Source organism: Achromobacter xylosoxidans, from assembly GCF_001457475.1.
Taxonomy (GTDB): Bacteria; Pseudomonadota; Gammaproteobacteria; order Burkholderiales; family Burkholderiaceae_B; genus Achromobacter; species Achromobacter xylosoxidans.
Window position 1 is genome coordinate 5,095,718 of the sequence record NZ_LN831029.1, and the last position, 20,340, is coordinate 5,116,057.

Consider the following 20,340-nt stretch of genomic DNA (forward strand, 5'->3'; position numbering starts at 1 on the left):
CAGGTCAAGAGGTGTACGTGCCGTTTCGATGGATATCGTGCGTGACGAAACAGCTGTCCTGGGTGGGACGCGCCAGGATGCCCGGCCGCGCCAGCGTCTGGCGGATATCGGCCAGGCCGGACTCCCAGTGCTCGCGCATGGCCTCCGTGCCGAACTCATAATCCTTGGAATAGCGCTCGCGGTGCTTGGATTCGTAGATCAGGTTGATGATGTTGGTGGCCGGCGTCTTGGCCAGCCGCCGGATTTCCGCCAGGTCCGGCGCGTCGCGCTCGCGCTCGGGCAGGCGCTCGAGCAGCTGCTGCAGGCCATGGCGCAGCTTCAGCACGCGCCGCAACTGGTCGGTGACCATGCGGGTCCGGCTGGAGTACTGGATGTCCTTCTGGCGCTCGGCCACTTCCTCGAGCGTGGTCGGCAACGCGCCGCGGGCGGGCCACAGATCCACCTGGAACGCCAGCGTGTCGCGCATGGTGTCGCTGGTCAGCACCTGGGCCAGCGGCGTGTTGGACACCACGCCTCCGTCCCAGTAGTGCTCGCCGTCGATCTCCACGGAGGGAAAGCCCGGCGGCAGGGCGCCCGAGGCCATGATGTGCTCGGGCCCGAGGGTATGCCGGAGGCTGTCGAAATAGGCGAAATTGCCGCTGCGCACGTTCACCACGCCGAAACTGGCGCGCACCGCGCCGGCGTTGAGCAGGTCGAAATCGATGTACTGGCGCAGGGTCGCGGCCAGCGGCGTGGTGTCGTAGAAGCTGGTCGACGCCGCGCCCTTGCCATGCACCCAGTACGGCGGCGGAAAGCGCGGCTTGAAGAACCCCGGCTGGCCCGAGAACAGGGCCTGGAAGGCCGACAGCTGGCCATTCATGGCGGGCGAGCCGAAACCGAACGGGATGCCCTCGAACATGCCGGCCAGCGTATCGCCCCAGGGCACCGAGGCGAACCCCGCCGGCCGGCAGATGCTTTCCCAGAACCCGCGCAGGCGCTCCACCCGCTCGTCTTCGGGCGAGCCGGCGATGATCGCCGCATTGATCGATCCGATCGAAATCCCGGAAATCCAGTTCGGCCGGATGCCTGCCTCGTGCAGCCCCTGGTACACGCCGGCCTGGTAGGACCCCAGGGCGCCCCCGCCCTGCAGCACCAGGGCCACGGTTTCATAGGGCGGCGTCGCGCCGGTGTCTGGGGATGCGGCCTTGCGGCGAGTACTCATGCGGGGTTCCTTCGAAACACGGGCTAGGGCTTGCTCTTGTCCGGCACTTGCGGCGCGGCCACGCCGGCACGGAACGGATATTTGGCGAAGATCCCGGCCACGGCCTTGTCGATGTTCTGCGACGAGGTCGCCGTGTCCGGGTTCTGGACTTCCCCGACGGCCACGCCTTCCCACACCATCTGCTTGCGACGCGCGTCGACCAGGTCGATGTTGAGAGTGCCTTCGGTGTATTGGTAGACGGTGTCGCCCCAGCCGTAGCCGGGCCAGCCGCCATAGAAGCCACTGCGATAGCCGTAATAAGGGCCCATGGGCGGCGGCGGCGCCTCGGTCACCTGGGTCTTCTGCTGCAGCTTGCCATTGAAATTGACCAGCAGGTCGGGATTGGCGGCGTCGTACACATAGCCACGCATTTCCATCTGGCCGCGCGTGGCGTCCTTGAGGCGTTCGGTCAGCAGCGTGCTGTAGCCGGCCTTGTCGGTGCCCAGCGGCGACATGTAGCCGAAGGTCCGGTAGCGCGAGAAATCCGCCTGGTGGTCGTAATCGCTTTTGATGGCGGGACTGGAGGCGCAAGCCGCCAGGATCGTGACCAGGGAACCCGATGCCAGCATTTTCAGCGCTTTCATGTCGATCTCCAAGAAGCGGGGCCGCGAGCCGGCCCCCCGAGTTGAACACCCCTCAACACACTCCGAGCGCGTCCATAGTGCCGCGAAGCGGATAAAGTTTCAACAGCATCTCATTCTCATCGGATATATATCAAACGGCGGCCGGACGGGCTCCATTACACTCGGGAATATTCCAGACCCCGACCAGACCTGATACCGATGTTGGAACTCGACGGCTCGATTTGGTTTCGTTCCGGCACCCAGACTTGGGGCGGAAAGAACCGCATAGACCTGCTGGCGCAAATCGACGCCACCGGCTCCATCACGGCCGCCGCGCGCGCGGTGGGCATGAGCTACAAGGGCGCCTGGGATGCCATCGATGCGATGAACAACCTGGCAGGCGAGCCGCTGGTGCTGCGCGCCGCCGGGGGCAAGGGCGGCGGCGGCACGCGCCTGACCGACCGGGCTCGCGGCCTGATCGCGACCTTCCGGGCCCTGGAAGCCGAACACCGCAAATTCATGGAAAACCTGACGCACGCTGGCGTGGATGCCAGCGGCGATCTCGACTTGATGAGGCGATTCATGCTGAAGACCAGCGCACGCAACAAACTCATGGGCACGGTAATGGAAATCCGCGCGGGCGCCGTCAACGACGAAGTCCTGCTGCGCATCGCCGGCGGCCAGGTCATCACCGCCACCATCACCCGGGAAAGCACCCAGGAACTGGAGCTGGCGCCCGGCAAGGAAGCGCTGGCCCTGGTCAAGGCCTCGTCGGTCATCGTCGGCGCGCCCGGTGCGGGCCTGCGGCTGTCGGCCCGCAACCAGCTGCCGGGCACCATCACGGCGGTACGTACCGGCGCGGTCAACAGCGAGATCCTGATCGGGCTGGAAGGCGGCGCCACGCTGGCGGCCATCGTCACCAACGAAAGCGCGCAGGAACTGGGCTTGCGTGAAGGCGCGCAAGCGGTCGCCGTGTTCAAGGCTTCCAGCGTGATCCTGGGCGTGCTGGACTGAATCCCGCGCGCGGGGGCGGCCGCCCTTGCAACAGACCTTGCGCCGCCCCTGCACGCCTGCTAGACGCCGACGTCCTCGTCGCGTCGGCGCACCTTGCCGTCGCGCACTTCGAAGACCTCGTCGGCCAGCGCCTCGACGTCGGCCGGATCATGCGTGATCAACAGCATCGGCACGTCCAGCTGGCGCTGCAGGGCGTTCAGCTCCAGCCGCATCTTGCCGCGCAGTTGCGAATCGAGCGCCGAGAACGGTTCGTCCAACAGCACGATCTCGGGCTTGAGCATCAGCGCGCGCGCCAGCGCCACGCGTTGCTTCTGGCCGCCCGAGATCTCGTGCGGATAGCTGCCCACGATGGCGCCCAGCTCGAAGGCGTCCACCCACCGCCGCGCCTCGGCCGAGACCGCGCGCCGGGGCGGGTTGAGCCAGCCGCGGCGCGAACCGAAGGCGATGTTCTGCGCCACCGTCAGGTGCGGAAACAACGCGTAGTCCTGGAACAGGTAGGCCACGCGGCGGGCCTGCGGCGCGACGCTGACGCGGGCCTCGGCGTCGAACAGCACCCTGCCGTTGACCTCGATGCGGCCGGCGTCCGGCCGCAGCAGCCCGGCCACCGCTCGCAGCGTCAGGCTCTTGCCGGCGCCCGACGGGCCGAACAGCGCAATGCGCTTGGCCTTGGACGAGAACGCCACGTCCAGCGAAAAATGGCGGTCGCCGGAGACCATGTTTTTGCGGATGCGCAGGTCGACGCTCATAGTCTGCCTCCGCGTTGGCTGGAACGGATCGGCACCAGCTTGCCGGCCGCCAGCAGCACCACGATGCAGGTGATGGAAGTCACCAGCACCAGGAAATTGGCGGTGGCGTCATCGCCCGCCTGCACCGCCTCGTAGATGGCGACCGACAGCGTCTGGGTGCGGCCCGGCAGGTTGCCGGCGATCATCAGGGTGGCGCCGAATTCGCCCAGCGCGCGGGCAAACGCCAGCAACACGCCGGCGACGATGCCGCGCGCCGCCAGCGGCAGCGTCACGCGGAAGAACACCCCGGCCTCGCACACGCCCAGCACGCGGGCCGCGTTTTCCAGTTGCGAATCGACGTTCTCGAAGGCGGCGCGGGCCGACTTGAACACCAGCGGGAAGGCCACCACCGACGCGGCGATGACCGCGCCCTGCCAGGTGAACACCAGCTCGATGCCGATATCGGCCAGCCGCTCGCCCAGCACGCCGCGCCGGCCCAGCAGCACCAGCAGGTAGTAGCCCAGGACCGTGGGCGGCAGCACCAGCGGCAGGGTCAGGATGGCATCGAGCAGATCGCGCCCGGGCCAACGCCAGCGCGACAGACAATAGGCGGCCGCGGAGCCGGCCACGGTCGCCAGCAACGTCGCCCAGCCCGCCACTTTCAGGGTAAGCAGCAGGGGCACCCATACCGAATCACTCATCGCTGACCGCGTTGGCTGTCGCCCGCGCTCTCAAGGCTTCTGGAAGCCGTAGCGCGACAGGATTTCCTGCCCGGCGGGCGACATCACATAGGCCACGAAGCTTTGCGCTTCCTTGGCGGCGTCGTCGCGCGCGGTCACGGCGATGGGATAGGTCACCGGGGTCTGCGACGGCACGCGCACGGCCACCTTGACCTTGTCCGGCATCACGGCGGCGTCGGTGGCGAACACGAAGCCCGCGTCGACCTCGCCGCGCGACACGTAGTCCAGGCTCTGGCGCACGTTCTGCGCCAGCACGCTCTTGGCCTGCACCGCGTCCCACAGGCCGGCGGCCTGCAACGCGCCCTGCGTGTAGCGGCCCACCGGCACCGAAGCCGGGTTGCCGTAGGCGATGCGCTTGATGTCGCCGCGCGTCAGGTCCTTGAGCGCGGTGATATTGGCCTTGCTGTCGGTCGGCACGATCAGCACCACCTGGTTGGCGGCGAAGTCGATGCGCGTGTCGGGCTTGACCGCCTTTTCCTCGACCGCCTTGTCCATGGCCTTCTGGTCGGCGGACGCGAACACGTCGGCGGGCGCGCCCTTGACGATCTGCTGCAGCAGCACGTCGGAGGCGCCGAAGTTCAGGATGACCTTGGTGCCGGCATGCTCCTTTTCGTACGCCTGGGCCACGTCCTTGAACGCGTTGGTCAGGCTGGCGGCGGCGGACACCACCAGGTCGCCGGCGTGGGCGCTGGGGCCCCAGACGGCGGCCAGGACCAGCGATGCGGCCAGGATCGGGGATTTGCGGAACATGAAGCTCTCCTCAGGCAGATCAATCTCGGTAACGAAATATATATAGGTATATAACGCCCGTCAATTTGCGTCGGCGGCTGGCTTGCGCCAGGTCAACGAAGGAGAAAAATCGGCCTGGGGCGCGCTCAGCCGCGCTCGACCGTGGTGACGCGCACCGTGTCCGGCCCCAGCGCCGCCCGCAGGCGTTCGAGCGCCAGTTCCGGGCGGGCGGCCCCGCACATGAAGATGTCCAGCGCCGCGAACCGGTGTTCTGGCCAGGAATGGACGCTGATATGGGATTCGCTCAGCATGACCACGCCGGTCACGCCCGCGCCCTCGCCGAAATGATGGAAATGGGCGCCCAGCACCCGCGCCCCCGCCGCCTCGGCGGCCAGGACCAGTTCGCGTTCGAGCGCTGCCGCGTCGGCCAGCAGAGCGGCGGGCACGCCGCGGAAATCGGCCAGGATATGGCGGCCGGGCGTGGCGTGCGGCGTCACTTGTGCGAACCGCCCGACGACCAGCCCGAGCTGCCCGAAGAACCGCCGCCCCAGCTGCCGCCGCCGCCGCTGGTGTAGCGGGCGCCGGGCGAACTGGCGCCGGTCGCGGCCATCACCACGATGACGGCGTAGATGGCGTATAGAAGCTTGCCCATCCCTTATTCATCCTTTGCGGAGATCTTGTCCGCGAGGCTGGCCGGCAGCCACAGGAACGCCAAGCCGATCACGATCGGCAGGATGCGCCCGCTGAAAATGTTGCCAATATTGAGGAAGCCCATGGCGATGGTCGCGAACCAGGCCCATTTGCGGTAACCGCCGGACAAGGCGGCGCGCGGCATCGCTTTCTGCCTGGCCAGCTCGGGGTTGCCGAACCATTCGGCCAGTTGCGCGGGCGCGACCGGTGCGGCGGCCGACCAGCCCACTTCGGCCGGAGCCTGCTCCCGGGTGAGCTTGAGATTGCCCGCCTTGTAGTCGGTGATCTGGGTGCGGTCGCCGACCTTCACGCGCCAGTTGAAGGCGCCCAGCGCCAGGTCGACGCGCGACGTGTAGTCGTACAGCTTGTGGTACAGCTTGGAACGCCAGCGCACGCTGGTGGCATTGTTGTGGCTGGGCCAGGTATCGCAGACCTGCACGCGTTCCCAGCCCTCGTCGGTCTCGACCAGCCAGGTGAAGCCCTTGACCGGACTGAACAGCAGGTATTCGATCCAGTCCGACGGTTCTTCCGGATCCGGGTCCGCGCACTTCATCAGGCCGATCAAGGTGTAGGTCGTGCCGTCGATCCTGGCGGTGGCGCCCAGCGCCAGCGTGGTCTTGATGGCCCGGACCTTGCGCGCCTTGTCGATGACTTCGGCGGTTTCACCGGCGCAATCGACGGTGGCCGCGCAGGACGGGCACACCACCTGGGTCGCCATGGCCGCCACGAAGCTGATGGGCGCGCCGCAGTTGGGGCAATCGAGCGCCTTGATCTGGCCGCGGAAGCGCCCGGCGGTTTCCTCGACCTGCTCGTTCGAGCGCAGCGTGGAGGCCTGCATGGCAGACAGGTCGAAGGCCTTGCCGATATAGAGTTCGGGCTGCGGGCCGTCGGAAAAATCCAGCGTGAGAAAGGCATCCAGGCTGCGGAAGTCCGCCACCTTGGCCTCCCAGCCATCGCCAGGCACGAACGGCAATTCGCCCTGCGCGCCGCCGGCGCGGCAGCGGCGCACGTCGGAGGCGGTGAAGCGCTGGCCGTCCAGCTTCAGGTCATCGCCCGCGGCGATGTCGGCAAATGCCGGCAGGCCCTGCACCGTCTTGACCTTGCGGCGACGGGTGATGGCGTACTGGCCGGAAGCATCCGACAGCCAGCCGTCCGAGCCGTCATCGAACCACAGGTACCACTCGTTCCAGAAGCCGTCCTCGTAGCGCAGCTGGATGCGGCCGATCAAATCGAAGCGCTTGCCCTCGAACTTGCCGGAAGCGCCCAGGCACAGCGGCGAATAGTCTTCCAGGACATCGGCGGTCTCGCCGATGCGCCTGACCGATTCGGCGTCCTTGAGCAGCGTGCTGCGGCAGGCGCCGCAGACCGCCATGACCGATGCCGTGGAAGTGAACTTGACGGGCGCTCCGCACTGCGGACACAGGACCTGCTGCATGGGCGTGCGGCGCTCAGCTGGTGAGTTTCTTCAGGACTTCGGCCTTGGCCGTGTCGTAATCGGCCGGCGTGATCAGGCCCTTGTCCAGCAAGTCCTTGAGCTGCTGCAGCCGCTGCACCGGATCGGCGCCAGCGCCGGCGGCCGCCCCCGCTGCCGCGGCCCCGGCCGCGGCGCCCGCAGCCGGCTGGCCCTGGGCCACGCCCAGGCCGGCGGCCATGGTCTGGCCCAGCGCCGCGCCGGCCGCCAGGCCCGCGCCGATGCCGGCGATGCCGCCTTCGTTCTGGGCCGCCAGCGGGATCGAGGTGGCGGTCTGGTACTGGGTGAATTTGCCCAGGTCGCCAGCCATGCCCATCGAGATCCGCGTATCCAGCGCCTTCTGCAATTCCTCGGGCAGCGACACATTCTCGACCGTGAAGTTGTCGAGTTTGACGCCATAGCGGTCGAACACCGGGCCCAATTGCTCGGCGATGCTCTGCGACATCAGGCCCTGGTTGCCGGCGATATCCAGGAACGGCACCTTGGATCCGCCCAGCGCCGTGGTCATGGCCGCGACCACCATGTTGCGCAGTTGCATTTCCAGGTCGTCGACGGTGTAGACGTCGCGCGTGCCGCTGATCTCGCGGTAGAACTTGGCCGGGTCGGTGATCTGGTACGAGTACACGCCGAAGGCGCGCAGCCGCACCATGCCGAACTCGCTGTCGCGCAGCGTCACGGGCTGCGCCGTGCCCCAGCGCCGGCCCAGTTGCAGGCGGGTGCTGAAGAAGATCACGTCCGACTTGAAGGGCGACTCGAACAGCTTGTCCCAGTTCTTCAGGTACGTCAGCACCGGCAGGGTCTGGGTCGTCAGCTTGTACATGCCGGGGCCGAACACGTCGGCCACCTTGCCTTCGTTGACGAACACCGCCATCTGCGATTCGCGCACGGTCAGGCTGGCGCCGTACTGGATTTCGAAATCCTGCATCGGGTGGCGCCAGGCCAGCACGCCGTCGCCGTCCTCGTTCCATTGCAGGATGTCGATAAACTGCTTGCGGATAAATGAACCGAGACTCATGGCAAGTTCTCCTGTTTCAGATCAAGGTCGACGCGCCTGGCCGCTCAGGTCAGGCAGGCGGCGTTGACCACGCCGGCGGCCAGCGAGATCGAACCGATCAGGCCGCCCATGGCGATGTTGTTTTCTTCGATGGCCTCGTGCAGCCCGTGGATGGCGCGGGACACGACGGCGTAGACGACCAGTTGCACCACCATGGCGGCGACGCCCCAGACCAGGAACATGACGAAACTGGCGTGGACCGCGATGCTGGAACAGAGCGTGAAGGAAAAGCCCACCAGGGCGCCGCCGTAGGACAACACCGCGGCGATGTTGCCCTCGCGGATCAGCTCGAATTCCTTGTAGCGGGTAACGGTGGTGTAGACGGCGGTGAAAATGCCCAGCATGACCAGCGCCGAGACGATGTAGATCAGATAGGTCACGGCCGGATGCATCGCTTCTCCCATAATCGCCCCTTCAGGCCCTAATTGCGCGCAGTATATACGGCGCCTTCGATATACTGCGAACGCATTTTCACGTCGGAACCCCCATGCGCGACCGCGTTCTCATCCTGTCGGTATTGATCGTCGCTTCCTGCGGCCTGGGCTATGAGCTCATCAGCAGCGCGCTGGCCAGCTATCTGCTGGGGGATTCCATTCTCCAGTTCTCGTCCGTCATCGGCTGCTATCTGTTCGCGATGGGCATCGGATCGTGGTTGTCAAAATATGTAAGAGACGACGACGTTTTGAATCGATTCATCGACGTCGAACTGGCCGTCGCATTGTTGGGCGGGGTTTCCGCCGCGGTCCTGTTCCTGGTGTTCGCCTGGCTGTCGGCGCCGTTTCGCGCGGCGTTGTACGCGGGCGTCTTCATTATCGGACTGATGGTCGGCATGGAAATTCCGCTGGTGATGCGGGTATTCAACCAGCGCAAGGCCGAGTTCCGCGAAATCGTCAGCCGCGTGCTGACCTTCGATTATCTCGGCGCGCTGGCCGTGTCGCTGATCTTTCCGCTGTTGCTGGCGCCCAAGCTGGGCCTGCTGCGCACCAGTTTCCTGTTCGGCATGCTCAACGCCGGCGTGGCGCTGTGGACCACCTGGCTGTTCCGCGGCGAGATCCGGCGTCCGGCCGAACGCGCCGTGCGCGGCGGCGTGGTGCTGGGGCTGCTGGCCCTGGGCTTCCTGTTTTCCGGCCAGATGACGGCGTGGGCCGAAAAGGGCCTGTACGGCGACGACGTGGTGCACGCCGAGACCACGCCCTACCAGCGCCTGATCGTGACGCGCTGGCACGACGACCTGCGGCTGTACATCAACGGCAACCTGCAATTCTCGTCGCGCGACGAGCACCGCTACCACGAGTCGCTGGTGATCCCCGGCCTGCAGGCGCTGCCGTGGGCCCGCAACGTGCTGGTGCTGGGCGGCGGCGATGGCCTGGCGGTGCGCGAGATCCTCAAGTACAAGCATGTGGAGCACGTCACGCTGGTGGACCTGGATCCTGCCATGACGGGCCTGTTCTCGCGCTCCGAACCGCTGACGAAACTGAACCAGGGCTCGCTGACCGATCCGCGCGTCACCGTCATCAATGACGACGCCGGCCGCTGGCTCGAAAGCCACGCCGAGGTCTACGACTTCATCGTGGTGGACTTTCCGGATCCGTCCAACTTCGGCCTGGGCCGGCTGTACTCCGTGCCGGTCTACCACCTGATGGCGCGGCACCTGGCCGAGAACGGCTACATGGTGATCCAGTCGACCTCGCCCTACTTCGCGCCGCGCTCGTTCTGGAGCGTGGACGCCACGCTCAAGGAGGCCGGCCTGAACACCTGGCCGTACCACGCCTACGTGCCGTCCTTCGGCGACTGGGGCTTCATCCTGGCCGGCAAGCGCCGCGACTACACGCCGCCGACGGCGGTGTCGGTGCCCACCCGCTACCTCGACCCCGCCACCCTGCGCGAGCTGTTCCACTTTCCCGCCGACATGCCGGCGCTGGCCATGCCGCCGAACCGCCTGAACGAGCAATCGCTCGTGCGCTACTTCGACGAGGACTGGCGCAAGGTCATCCGCTGATGCGGCGCCGTACCTTCCTGCTGGGCGCCGCCACCGCCGCCGCCGCGGGCACGGCGGGCTATTACCGTTCGCGCGTGGTCGAGACCACGCCGGACGTGCGCTACCCCGGCATGCAGGCCGGCCACGCGCTGCGCGATGGCGCGGCGTTGCCGCCGTCGTCCGGCGCCCGGCGCTGCCAGGTGGCGATCCTGGGGTCCGGCGTGGCCGGCCTGTCGTGCGCCTGGAAGCTGGCGCGCGAAGGCTTCACCGATTTCGTCGTGGTCCAAGGCCCCGAGTACGGCGGCAACGCCGCCGCCGGCAACCGCGACGGGCTGGACTACCCGCTCGGCGCGCACTACCTGCCGCTGCCGTCGATGCAGTCCACCCACGTGCGCGAGATGCTGGCCGACTTCGGCATCGCCGAGCGCGACGCCTTTGGCGCGCGGCCCTACTACGACGAGTCCATCCTGGCGCACTCGCCGCAGGAACGCCTGCTGCGCGACGGCCGTTGGGAAGACGGTCTCTTGCCGATGCACGGGTTGCCCCAGGCCGATATCGAGCAGCACCGCAAGTTCCTGGCGCTGGTGGACCGCCTGCACGGCGCGGTCGGCAACGACGGCCGCAAGGTCTTCTGCATCCCGATCGTGCTGTCCTCGCGCGACCCGGCGTGGCGCGCCCTGGATGCGCTGACCTTCCGGCAGTGGCTGGAGCGCGAAGGCTACACCTCGCCGGCGCTGCACTGGTATTTGAACTACTGCTGCCGCGACGACTACGGCGCGCCCTATGACCGGGTCTCGGCCTGGGCCGGGCTGCACTATTTCGCCAGCCGCGACGGCCACGCCGCCAACGCCGCCGAGGGCGCGGTGCTGACCTGGCCCGGCGGCCTGGCGCCGCTGGTGCAACGGCTGCGCGACGCCATCAGCGCCCGCCTCGGCCACGGCGACTGGCTGTTGCCCGGCACCGCGGCGCGGCTGCATGAAAGCCCCGCCGGCCCCCGCATCGACTGCCTCGCGCCGGGCGCCGCCGCCAGCGTCTACACGCTGGCGGCGCAACGCGCGGTCTGCGCCATGCCGTTGTTCGTGGCCCAGCGCATCCTGCCCGACATCCGCGCCTATGGCTACGATCCGGCCACGCACGCCTCGCCGCACGCGCCCTGGCTGGTATCGAACTTCGTCATGGACGGCTATCCGCGCGAAGCGCCGGGCGAACCGCTGTCGTGGGACAACGTGGTCTACCAGGGCCAGGCCCTGGGCTACGTGGTCTCGACCCACCAGCTGCTGCGCGTGGCGCGCTCGCCGCGCACGGTGTTCACCGCCTACCACGCGCTCAGCGACCAAACGCCGCAGGCCGCGCGCCAGTGGCTCGCCGACGCCCGCCCCGAGGCGCTGCGCGACGAGGCCGCCGCCGACCTGGTGGCCGCCTATGGCGACGAGTTCTGGCGCCGCGCCCGCCAGCTGGAGATCACGGTGCGCGGCCATGCCATGGCCTCGCCCTATTGCGGCTACCTGTCCAACGCCGGCCTGGCGGCTTTGCGCGAAGTCGACGGCCCGGTGCTGTTCGCCCATGCCGACCTGTCGGGCTATTCCGTGTTCGAGGAAGCCGCCTGGTGGGGCGTGGCGGCCGCCGGGCGCATCCTGGGGCAGCGGCCCGCCGCCTAAGATCGACGGCTGATCGACGGCTGATCGACGATCACCTCGGAGCCATCGCGTCGGCCGCATGCCCCACCGGCGGCATCCGTCATGGATAGCCCCCGTCGCCGGCAATCCACCGCTGCCCTACAATCGCCCGCTATCCCTGGACTCGCACCGACAATCCCGATGGGCAAGCAAGTCATTGTGTTGGGCGCCGGCATCGTCGGCGTCTGCTGCGCGCTGGAACTGCAGCGGCGCGGCCTGGACGTCACCCTGGTCGACCGCCAGCCCCCCGGGCTGGAAACCTCGGCCGGCAACGCCGGTGTCCTGGCCCGCAGCTCGCTCATGCCGTTCAACCACCCCGGCCTGTGGCGCCAGTTGCCACGGTTGTTGCGCAACGACACCGTCCAGTTCCGCTATCGCGTCTCGTACCTCGCCCGCAACCTCGGTTGGGCGGCAGGCTTCCTGGCGCGCGCCCGGCCGTCGGTGTTCCACGAGACGACGGCGGCGCTCGACAGCCTGATCCGCCTGTCCGCGACCGAGCACCTGCGGCTGCTGGACGAGGCCGGCGTCCGCCGGCGTCTGCGCGACAGCGGCTGGATCTTCCTGTTCCGTAGTGAGCAGGCCTGGCAGGCCGGCGTCCTGGCGCGCGATGCCTACGCCCGCCACGACGTGCCGACCCAGGCGCTGGCCCCCGCCGAGCTGGCGCAACTGGAACCGGCGCTGGCGCCGATCTTTTCGCGCGCGCTGTGGATCCAGGGTTCGTATTCGGTGGACGACCCGGCGGCCGTGACCGCGGCCTACGCCGAGCTGTTCCAACGTTCGGGCGGCACATTGCGGCGCCTGCGCGCGACCGCCATCCGCCGCGACGGCGGCCGGGGCTGGATCGTGCAGGGCGACACCGGCTCGGACATGCTGACGGCGCCCGACCTGGTGGTGGCGCTGGGCCCCTGGTCCAAGGAACTGCTCAAGACCACCGGCATCGACCTGCCGCTGGCCTTCGAGCGCGGCTACCACATGCACTACGGCGCCGTCGATGGCCCCGCGCTGAGCCGCCCCATCTACGACACCGGCGGCGGCTACGTGCTGTCGCCCATGGCGCGCGGCCTGCGGCTGACCACGGGGGTCGAGCTGGACGAGCGCGACGCGCCGCCCCGGCCGCTGCAACTGGACCTGGCCGAAGCCCGGGCTCGCGAAGCCGTCGGCCTGGGGCCGCGGCTCGATCCCCAGCCCTGGCTGGGCCGCCGCCCCACGCTGCCGGACAGCCGTCCCATGATCGGCCAGGCGCCGCGCCATCCGGGCCTGTGGCTGGCGCTGGGCCACCAACACATCGGTTTCAGCACCGCGCCCGGGACCGCGCGGATACTGGGCGAGCTGATGTGCGGCGCCGGCGATCCCGCCCGCCACGCCGCGTTCCGGCCGGGCCGCTTCATCTAGCGGCGCCGTTCGCCCGCCCCGCGCCATGGCAGAAAGCAAAACGCCCGGCGCCGCCTCCGGAGAGGCCGCGCCGGGCGTTTTGCTTGCGCCGCTCAAGGCGCAAGCGCGGAATCAGCCCAGCAGCAACGCGTCGTCCGACAGCTTCTCGCCGCGCACGCGCTCGAACATGGCCAGCAGGTCGGGCACGTCCATACCGCGGCGTTCATCGCCGGACACGTCCAGCACCACCTGGCCCTGATGCAGCATCACCGTGCGGTCGCCCACGTCCAGCGCCTGGCGCATGCTGTGCGTGACCATCATGGTCGTCAGCTTGCTTTCGGCCACGATGCGCGCCGTCAGTTGCAGCACGAAATCGGCGGTGCGCGGGTCGAGCGCGGCGGTGTGCTCGTCCAGCAGCAGGATGCGCGACGGCTGCAGCGCCGCCATCAGCAGGCTCACGGCCTGGCGCTGGCCGCCCGAGAGCAGGCCGATGCGGTCGGTCAGGCGGTTTTCCAGGCCCAGCCCGAGCGTGGCCAGGCGTTCGCGGAAACCTTCCTTCATCGAAGCCTTGACCGCGCGGCCATAGCCGCGGCGCACGCCGCGCAACTGCGCCAGCGCCATGTTCTCTTCGATGGTCAGGTCTTCGCAGGTGCCTGCCATGGGATCCTGGAACACGCGCGCCACGCGCGAGGCGCGTGCCCAGACCGGCTGGCGCGTGACGTCGGCGCCGTCGATCTCGATGCGGCCGGAATCGACCGGCAGGTCGCCCGAGACGGCGTTCAGGAAGGTCGACTTGCCGGCGCCGTTGGAGCCGATGACCGTGACGAACTGGCCCGAGGGAATGTCCAGCGACAGCCCGCGCAACGCGCGCGTTTCGATCGGCGTGCCGGCGTTGAAAGTGATCTTGAGGTCTTTTGCGGACAACATATCAGCGCCCCTTCTTGCCGAACAGCCGGCGCTTGAGCATGGGAATGACCAGGGCGATCGTGACCAGCACCGCGGTGACGAGGTTCAGGTCCTGCGCCTTCAGGCCGATGAAGTCGCTGTTCAGCGCCAGCGCGATGAAGAAGCGATAGACGATGGCGCCGATGATGACGGCCAGCGTGGCCAGCACCAGCTTGCGCGACGGCAGGATGCTTTCGCCGACGATCACCGCGGCCAGGCCGATGACGATGGTGCCGATGCCCATGGAGATGTCGGAACCGCCCTGGGTCTGCGCGAACAGCGCGCCGGCCATGGCGACCAGCGCGTTCGACAGCGCCATGCCGCCCAGGATCATGCGGCCGGTGTTGACGCCCTGCGCGCGGGCCATGCGGCCGTTCGAGCCGGTGGCGCGCACCGCCAGGCCGGTCTGGGTGGCGAAGAACCAGTCCAGCGCCAGCTTGGCCAGGATCACGATGACCACCAGGATCAGCGGCCGCGCCACGTAGTCCGACAGCCATTCGGGCTGCAGGATGGTGAAGACGGTGGGTTCTGTGATCAGCGGCACGTTGGGCTTGCCCATGATGCGCAGGTTGACCGAATACAGCGCGATCATCATCAGGATGCTGGCCAGCAGGTCCATGATCTTGAGCTTGACGTTGAGCCAGCCGGTGACCAGGCCCGCGGCCGCGCCGGCAAAGGTGGCGGCGATGGTGGCCACGAACGGGTCGGTGCCCGAGGCGATCAGCGTGGCACAGACGGCGCCGCCCAGCGGGAAACTGCCGTCAACGGTCAGGTCCGGAAAGCGCAGCAGGCGAAAGGAGATATACACGCCCAAGGCCACCAGGCTGAAGATCAGGCCGATCTCCAGTGCGCCTAACAACGAGAACAATGACATGGGTCAAATCCAATCAGGTAAGGAACGAGCATATTAGAGATTAGGAACGTCCAACTTCTTGCGTTTCGGGGTCAGTTTTACCCGAGCTTTCGCAATAAACGTTTCCTGCCGTGCGATTTTCTCTCGATTCCTGCCAAGGCGTCGCCAGGCCTGGCGGCCAGGGCCGCAAGCGGGCTGCTTGAGGGGCGCTCCAGGGGAGCAAAACGCGGCATGCGGTCCATGACCGCCGTGCCGTTCAAGGCCAACGCCATCGCGCCGGGCCGCGCGCACCTTGTGGATGCTGCCGCCCTGTGGACCCCGCGTACCGGCGCGGGGCAAACACAAGAAAACAAGATAAAACAAAACCCCGCTCATGCCGGGCAGGCACGGGCGGGGCCGAACGACTTGCGCTTTACTTTACCACCACCGCGGCCGACTTGATGATCGCGTCGGACAGCGTCACGCCTTGCTTGGCGGCGGCGCCCGGGTTCACGTAGAGCTCCAGCTTGGAGACGGTTTCGGACGGGATCGCGCCGGGCTTCTCGCCCTTGAGGATGCGCACCACCACCTTGCCGGTCTGCACGCCCAGGTCGCGGTAGTTGATGCCCAGGGCGGCGATGCCGCCGCGCTTGACGCTGTCGGTGTCCGAGGCGATCAGCGGGATCTTGGCGTCGTTGCCGACCTTCACCAGCGACTCGTAGGCCGAGACCACGTTGTTGTCGGTGTTGGTGTAGATGACGTCGACCTTGCCGATCAGGCTGCGGGCGGCGGATGCCACGTCGACCGAACGCGGGGCGGCGGCCTCGACCAGGCTCATGCCCGACTTGGGCAGCAGTTCCTGCAGCTTCTTGACCACCACGACCGAGTTGGCCTCGCCCGGGTTGTAGACCATGCCGACGCGCTTGGCGTTGGGGACGATCTTCTTGATCAGCTCGACCTGCTTGTCCAGCGCCAGCAGGTCCGACACGCCGGTGACGTTGGTGCCGGAGGCATCCATGCTCGATACCAACTGCGCGGCGACCGGGTCGGTCACGGCGGAATACACCACCGGCACGTCCTTGGTGGCGGCCACGACGGCCTGGGCCGACGGGGTGGCGATGGCGACGATGGCGTCGGGCTTGTCGCCGACGAACTTGCGCGCGATCTGGGCGGCGGTGCCGGTATTGCCCTGCGCGCTCTGGTACTGCCACTTCAGGTTCTTGCCGGACTCGTAGCCGGCCTGCTTGAGGGCGTCCTGCACCCCGTCACGCACGGCGTCCAGCGCCGGGTGCTCGACGATGGCCGTGATTGCCACCGACTTCTGCTGCGCCGCCACCGGCGCGGCGATCGCCATCGCCAGCGCCATTGCGCCAACCGTCAGAAAATGTTTTTTTCCGATCAGCATAGGTAAGCTCCTTGAACCCTTGGTATTTGTTCATTATTACGGCTGCTCCGCGGGCTTCCCCACGGTCCGGACAGCCGTAAAGCCGTATAGTCTAACGTGTCGCAACACAAATTCACTTGGGGGGAATCCCTGAAATGGTGCATGCGCGGCACGCGCGCCCCATGCCGGGGCGGGCGGCCCAATATACTGAAAACGCCGCGCCCGCGCGACACGACATCCGCGACATTCAAAGGGCCACATCATGATCAAACGCGCATTGGGCCGTTCCGGCCTGCAGATTCCTCCCCTCACCTTCGGCGGCAACGTCTTCGGCTGGACCGTCGACGAAGCCGGCACGTTCTCCCTGCTGGACGCGCTGGTCGACGCCGGCCTGAACTTCATCGACACCGCCGACGTCTACTCCCGCTGGGTGCCCGGCAACCAGGGCGGCGAATCCGAAACCCTGATCGGCAAGTGGCTCAAGCGCTCGGGCAAGCGCGACCGCGTGCTGATCGCCACCAAGGTCGGCATGGAGATGGGCCCGGACGCCAAGGGCCTGGCGCCGGCCTACATCCGGCGCTCGCTGGACGCCTCGCTGGCGCGGCTGCAGACCGACCACGTCGACCTGTACCAATCGCACAAGGACGATCCCGACACGCCGCTGACCGACACGCTGGGCGAATACGCCAAACTGATGGAAGCGGGCAAGGTGCGCGCCATCGGCGCCTCCAACTACACGGCGGTGCGCCTGTCCGAAGCGCTGATCGCCAGCGAACGCCACAACCTGCCGCGCTACGAGAGCATCCAGCCCGAATACAACCTCTACAGCCGCGAGCCGTTCGAGGGACACCTGCAGGCGCTGGTCAAGGCGCAGGACCTGGGCACCATCAACTATTACGCGCTGGCCAGCGGCTTTCTCAGCGGCAAGTACCGCAGCCCGGCCGACGTCGGCAAGAGCGCGCGCGGCAAGAAGATCGTCGACACCTACCTGAACGAGCGCGGCTATCGCATCCTGAAGGCGCTGGACGAAGTGGCCGAGGATGCCGGCTGTACGCCGGCGCAGGCCGCGCTGGCCTGGCAGATCGCGCAGCCGGGCATCACCTCGCCGATCGTCAGCGCCACCTCGCTGGCGCAGCTGGACGAACTGGTCAAGGCCGCCAGCCTGGCGCTGACGCGCGACCAGCTGGCCAGGCTCAGCCTGGCCAGCGACTGGCGTTGAAGGGGCCGCGCGGCAGCCCCGCGGGCGTCAATCCAGCTTGACGCCCGAATCCGACACCACCTTGGCCCAGCGCGACACTTCGCTGTCGACGAACTTGCCGAAGGCCGGGCCGGTCAGGGTCGGCACGGCCGAGCCGTTGCCTTCCCAGGTTTCCTTGATCTTGGGCGTGTTCAAGGCCTTGGTGATTTCCGCCGTCATGCGGTCGACGGCCTCCTGCGGCGTGCCCGCCGGCGCCCAGATCGCGTACCACGTCGACACCACGTAGTTCGGCACGCCGGCCTCGGCCGCGGTCGGCACGTCGGGCAGCGACGGCGAACGCTTGTCGGCGGCCACCGCCAGTGGCTTGATGGTGCCCGACCGGATGTGACCGGCGGACGATCCCAGGCCGTCGAATGCCAGGTCCACCTGCCCGCCGATCAGCGCCGACAGCATCGGCCCCGCCCCCTGGTAGGGCACATCGACCAGCTTGATGCCGGTCTGCATCGCGAACAGCTCGCCGGCCAGGTGATGAGTGCTGCCCTTGCCGGCCGTGCCGAAGTTGATTTCGCCGGGATGCTTCTTGGCGTAGTCGACGAATTCCTGCACCGTCTTGACCGGCAGCTTGGCGGGATTGATGACGATCACCTGCGGCGGTTGCGCCACCAGCGCCACCGGCACGAAGTCCTTCTGGATGTTGTAGTTCAGGCTCTTGTACAGCGACGGCGCCAGCGCATGGTGCGCGCCGCCCATGAAGAAGGTGTAGCCGTCGGGCCGGGCCTTGGCGGCCACGCCGGCGCCCACGGTGCCGCCCGCGCCCCCCTTGTTGTCGATCACCACCGACTGCCCCAGCTGGGTGGTCAATTGCTGGGCCAGCGGACGGGCGAAGGTGTCGGTGCCGCCCCCGGCCGGGAAAGGCACGATGAGCGTGATGGGCCGTTCCGGCCAGGACGCGGCGCCGGCGCTGCCGGCGAAACCGGCGGCCAGCGTGGCCAGCAGGGTCGCGGCGAAAGTGCGGTATTTCATATTGTCTCCTCTTGCTGCAGCGTGGGACGGCGCGTTTCCCGCGTCTCGTCTCTTGTGTTCTTGGGTTGGGATGCTGCCTGGTTCGGGAATCGTTCTGGAAGGGATCGGGCTCCTTGGGAAAAAAATGGCCGGCCCCGCTGGGCCGGCCCGGGATGACGGCGCTACAGCGCCTGATAGGTTTCGCGCAGCACGTTCTTCTGCACCTTGCCCATGGTGTTGCGGGGCAGTTGCTCGACGATGTGCACGCGCTTGGGCACCTTGAAGTTGGCGATGCGCGCCTTCAGCTCGGCCTGCATCGCGGCGGCATCCAGCGACACGCCGTCCTTGGGCACCACCACCGCCACCACGGCTTCGCCGAAGTCGGCGTGCGGCACGCCGATCACGGCCGATTCGGCCACGCCCGGCATATCGTCGATCAGCGTCTCGATCTCTTTCGGATAGACGTTGAAGCCGCCGGAGATGATCAGGTCCTTGCTGCGGCCGACGATCGACAGGTAGTCGGCGGGCACGTCGCGGCCGGCGGATTCACCGCCCCAGCGGCCCACATCGCCGGTCTTGAACCAGCCATCCTGGGTGAATTCCTCGCGGGTCTTTTCCGGCATGCGCCAGTAGCCCGAGAACACGTTGGGCCCGCGCACCTGCACGTTGCCGATCTCGCCCGGCGCCAGCGCGATGCCGGCGTCGTCCACCACGCGCACCTGCACGCCCGGCAGGGCGCGGCCCACGGTGCCGGCCAGGCGCTCGCCGTCGGCCGCGTCGTAGGGATTGGAGGTCAGCATGACGGTCTCGCTCATGCCATAGCGTTCCAGGATGGCGTGGCCGCTGCGGTCGCGGAAATCGTTGAAGGTCTCGGACAGCAACGGCGCCGACCCCGAGATGAACAGGCGCATGTTGGCGCAGACCTCGCGGTTAAAGCGCTTGTCGGCGAGCAGCCGCACGTAGTAGGTCGGCACGCCCATCATCACTGTGCTTTGCGGCAGGTAGCGCAGCGCCTGGTCGGCGTCCAGCTTGGGCAGCCAGATCATCTTCGCGCCGGCCAGCAGCGCGCCGTGCGAGGCCACGAACAGGCCGTGCACGTGGAAGATCGGCAGCATGTGCAGCAGCACGTCGTCCGAGCGCCAGCCCCAGTACTTGTGCAGCACCTGCGCGTTGGACGCCAGGTTGCCGTGCGACAGCATCGCGCCCTTGCTGCGGCCGGTGGTGCCGGACGTGTAGAGAATCGCGGCCAGGTCGTCCGGCTTGCGCTTGACGGTCTTGAAGGTCTGCGACAGGCCGCCGGCGGCCTCCAGCAGCGTGCCGGTGCGGTCTTCGTCGAGCGTGTAGACATGGGCGCAGCCGGCCTTGTCGGCGGCGCGCTGGACCCAGTCGCGGTTCTTGCTGGCGCAGACCACCACGGCCGGCTCGGCGTTGCCCAGGAAGTATTCGATCTCGGCTTCGCGATAGGCGGTGTTAAGCGGCAGGTACACCAGGCCGGCGCGCAGCGTGGCCAGGTACAGCAGCAGCGCCTCGGGCGATTTCTCGACCTGCACCGCGACCCGCGCGCCCTGGGGCAGCTCGAGCGAATCCAGCAGGTTGGCCAGGCAGGCCGTGGCGCGGTCGATGTCGTCCCAGGTGTAGGCCAGCTCGGGCGTCTCGAGCGCGACCTGTTTGCGATCGGCGGGGAAGCCGCCCTCCAGCACAGCGTATAGATTGGCGTTGCTCACCGTT

Annotated in this window: 20 protein-coding genes; 5 read left to right on the forward strand and 15 right to left on the reverse strand. The window is 67.8% G+C overall.

Going from position 1 to position 20,340, the window contains the following annotated elements; all coding sequences use genetic code 11:
• Positions 1 to 4: 4 nt before the first annotated feature.
• Both AT699_RS22915 and AT699_RS22920 read right to left on the reverse strand, forming a co-directional pair.
• Positions 5 to 1,201 (reverse strand): DUF3734 domain-containing protein, encoded by a 1,197-nt coding sequence (locus AT699_RS22915; RefSeq protein WP_024069977.1) that lies wholly within the window; start codon positions 1,199 to 1,201, stop codon positions 5 to 7.
• Positions 1,202 to 1,224: 23 nt separating this feature from the next.
• Positions 1,225 to 1,824, reverse strand: a complete 600-nt coding sequence (locus AT699_RS22920; protein WP_006384827.1) for a DUF4136 domain-containing protein — start codon at positions 1,822 to 1,824, stop codon at positions 1,225 to 1,227.
• 198 nt (positions 1,825 to 2,022) lie between these two features.
• Here AT699_RS22920 and AT699_RS22925 point away from each other — a divergent pair, with 198 nt between their 5' ends.
• Entirely contained in the window at positions 2,023 to 2,817 is a 795-nt protein-coding gene (locus tag AT699_RS22925) for a TOBE domain-containing protein (protein WP_006384828.1), read from the forward strand.
• 59 nt (positions 2,818 to 2,876) lie between these two features.
• Here the strand turns inward: AT699_RS22925 and AT699_RS22930 are convergent, their stop codons facing one another.
• From AT699_RS22930 to AT699_RS22960, 8 genes are all read right to left on the reverse strand, one after another.
• On the reverse strand, positions 2,877 to 3,563 hold the full coding sequence (locus tag AT699_RS22930; RefSeq protein WP_020929033.1) for an ATP-binding cassette domain-containing protein: 687 nt from the start codon (positions 3,561 to 3,563) through the stop codon (positions 2,877 to 2,879).
• On the reverse strand, positions 3,560 to 4,243 hold the full coding sequence (modB, locus tag AT699_RS22935) for a molybdate ABC transporter permease subunit (RefSeq protein ID WP_006384830.1): 684 nt from the start codon (positions 4,241 to 4,243) through the stop codon (positions 3,560 to 3,562). Before modB ends, AT699_RS22930 begins: the two co-directional genes overlap by 4 nt.
• Positions 4,244 to 4,273: 30 nt before the next feature.
• A complete protein-coding gene (modA, locus tag AT699_RS22940) occupies positions 4,274 to 5,032 on the reverse strand; it encodes a molybdate ABC transporter substrate-binding protein (protein WP_024069978.1) in 759 nt (252 codons plus the stop codon).
• 125 nt (positions 5,033 to 5,157) lie between these two features.
• Complete coding sequence (gene speD / locus AT699_RS22945) at positions 5,158 to 5,508, reverse strand: adenosylmethionine decarboxylase (RefSeq protein ID WP_006384832.1); 351 nt, start codon at positions 5,506 to 5,508, stop codon at positions 5,158 to 5,160.
• Positions 5,505 to 5,663: a hypothetical protein gene (locus tag AT699_RS32005; protein WP_024069979.1), complete on the reverse strand. Its 159-nt coding sequence runs from the start codon at positions 5,661 to 5,663 to the stop codon at positions 5,505 to 5,507. The genes speD and AT699_RS32005 overlap by 4 nt, the downstream gene beginning before the upstream one ends.
• 3 nt (positions 5,664 to 5,666) lie before the next feature.
• Positions 5,667 to 7,136 (reverse strand): DUF4178 domain-containing protein, encoded by a 1,470-nt coding sequence (locus AT699_RS22950; RefSeq protein ID WP_006384834.1) that lies wholly within the window; start codon positions 7,134 to 7,136, stop codon positions 5,667 to 5,669.
• A 13-nt stretch (positions 7,137 to 7,149) separates the two neighbouring features.
• Complete coding sequence (locus tag AT699_RS22955) at positions 7,150 to 8,187, reverse strand: SPFH domain-containing protein (protein WP_024069980.1); 1,038 nt, start codon at positions 8,185 to 8,187, stop codon at positions 7,150 to 7,152.
• A 44-nt stretch (positions 8,188 to 8,231) separates the two neighbouring features.
• Positions 8,232 to 8,618 carry a DUF350 domain-containing protein gene (locus AT699_RS22960; RefSeq protein ID WP_026384192.1) on the reverse strand — a complete coding sequence of 129 codons (387 nt, stop codon included), beginning with the start codon at positions 8,616 to 8,618 and terminating at the stop codon, positions 8,232 to 8,234.
• A 95-nt stretch (positions 8,619 to 8,713) separates the two neighbouring features.
• On the opposite strand from AT699_RS22960, the gene AT699_RS22965 reads away from it, so the two are divergent.
• The 3 genes from AT699_RS22965 (at position 8,714) to AT699_RS22975 (ending at position 13,272) form a co-directional block, all read left to right on the forward strand.
• Positions 8,714 to 10,225 (forward strand): polyamine aminopropyltransferase, encoded by a 1,512-nt coding sequence (locus AT699_RS22965; protein WP_006384837.1) that lies wholly within the window; start codon positions 8,714 to 8,716, stop codon positions 10,223 to 10,225.
• Positions 10,225 to 11,862 carry an NAD(P)-binding protein gene (locus AT699_RS22970; RefSeq protein ID WP_024069981.1) on the forward strand — a complete coding sequence of 546 codons (1,638 nt, stop codon included), beginning with the start codon at positions 10,225 to 10,227 and terminating at the stop codon, positions 11,860 to 11,862. The genes AT699_RS22965 and AT699_RS22970 overlap by 1 nt, the downstream gene beginning before the upstream one ends.
• Positions 11,863 to 12,021: 159 nt before the next feature.
• Positions 12,022 to 13,272 carry an NAD(P)/FAD-dependent oxidoreductase gene (locus tag AT699_RS22975; protein WP_024069982.1) on the forward strand — a complete coding sequence of 417 codons (1,251 nt, stop codon included), beginning with the start codon at positions 12,022 to 12,024 and terminating at the stop codon, positions 13,270 to 13,272.
• A gap of 111 nt (positions 13,273 to 13,383) precedes the next feature.
• On the opposite strand, the gene AT699_RS22980 is transcribed toward AT699_RS22975, so the two are convergent.
• The 3 genes from AT699_RS22980 to AT699_RS22990 form a co-directional block, all read right to left on the reverse strand.
• Positions 13,384 to 14,178, reverse strand: a complete 795-nt coding sequence (locus AT699_RS22980) for an ABC transporter ATP-binding protein (RefSeq protein WP_024069983.1) — start codon at positions 14,176 to 14,178, stop codon at positions 13,384 to 13,386.
• Between the two features lies 1 nt (position 14,179).
• Positions 14,180 to 15,070 (reverse strand): ABC transporter permease, encoded by an 891-nt coding sequence (locus tag AT699_RS22985; protein ID WP_024069984.1) that lies wholly within the window; start codon positions 15,068 to 15,070, stop codon positions 14,180 to 14,182.
• 391 nt (positions 15,071 to 15,461) lie between these two features.
• A complete protein-coding gene (locus tag AT699_RS22990) occupies positions 15,462 to 16,433 on the reverse strand; it encodes an ABC transporter substrate-binding protein (RefSeq protein ID WP_006384488.1) in 972 nt (323 codons plus the stop codon).
• Between the two features lie 241 nt (positions 16,434 to 16,674).
• On the opposite strand from AT699_RS22990, the gene AT699_RS22995 reads away from it, so the two are divergent.
• Complete coding sequence (locus tag AT699_RS22995) at positions 16,675 to 17,631, forward strand: aldo/keto reductase (protein ID WP_024069985.1); 957 nt, start codon at positions 16,675 to 16,677, stop codon at positions 17,629 to 17,631.
• A gap of 27 nt (positions 17,632 to 17,658) precedes the next feature.
• On the opposite strand, the gene AT699_RS23000 is transcribed toward AT699_RS22995, so the two are convergent.
• Both AT699_RS23000 and AT699_RS23005 read right to left on the reverse strand, forming a co-directional pair.
• Positions 17,659 to 18,633 carry a Bug family tripartite tricarboxylate transporter substrate binding protein gene (locus AT699_RS23000; protein ID WP_006384486.1) on the reverse strand — a complete coding sequence of 325 codons (975 nt, stop codon included), beginning with the start codon at positions 18,631 to 18,633 and terminating at the stop codon, positions 17,659 to 17,661.
• Between the two features lie 161 nt (positions 18,634 to 18,794).
• Positions 18,795 to 20,336 carry a malonate--CoA ligase gene (locus AT699_RS23005; protein WP_024069986.1) on the reverse strand — a complete coding sequence of 514 codons (1,542 nt, stop codon included), beginning with the start codon at positions 20,334 to 20,336 and terminating at the stop codon, positions 18,795 to 18,797.
• Positions 20,337 to 20,340 lie beyond the last annotated feature (4 nt).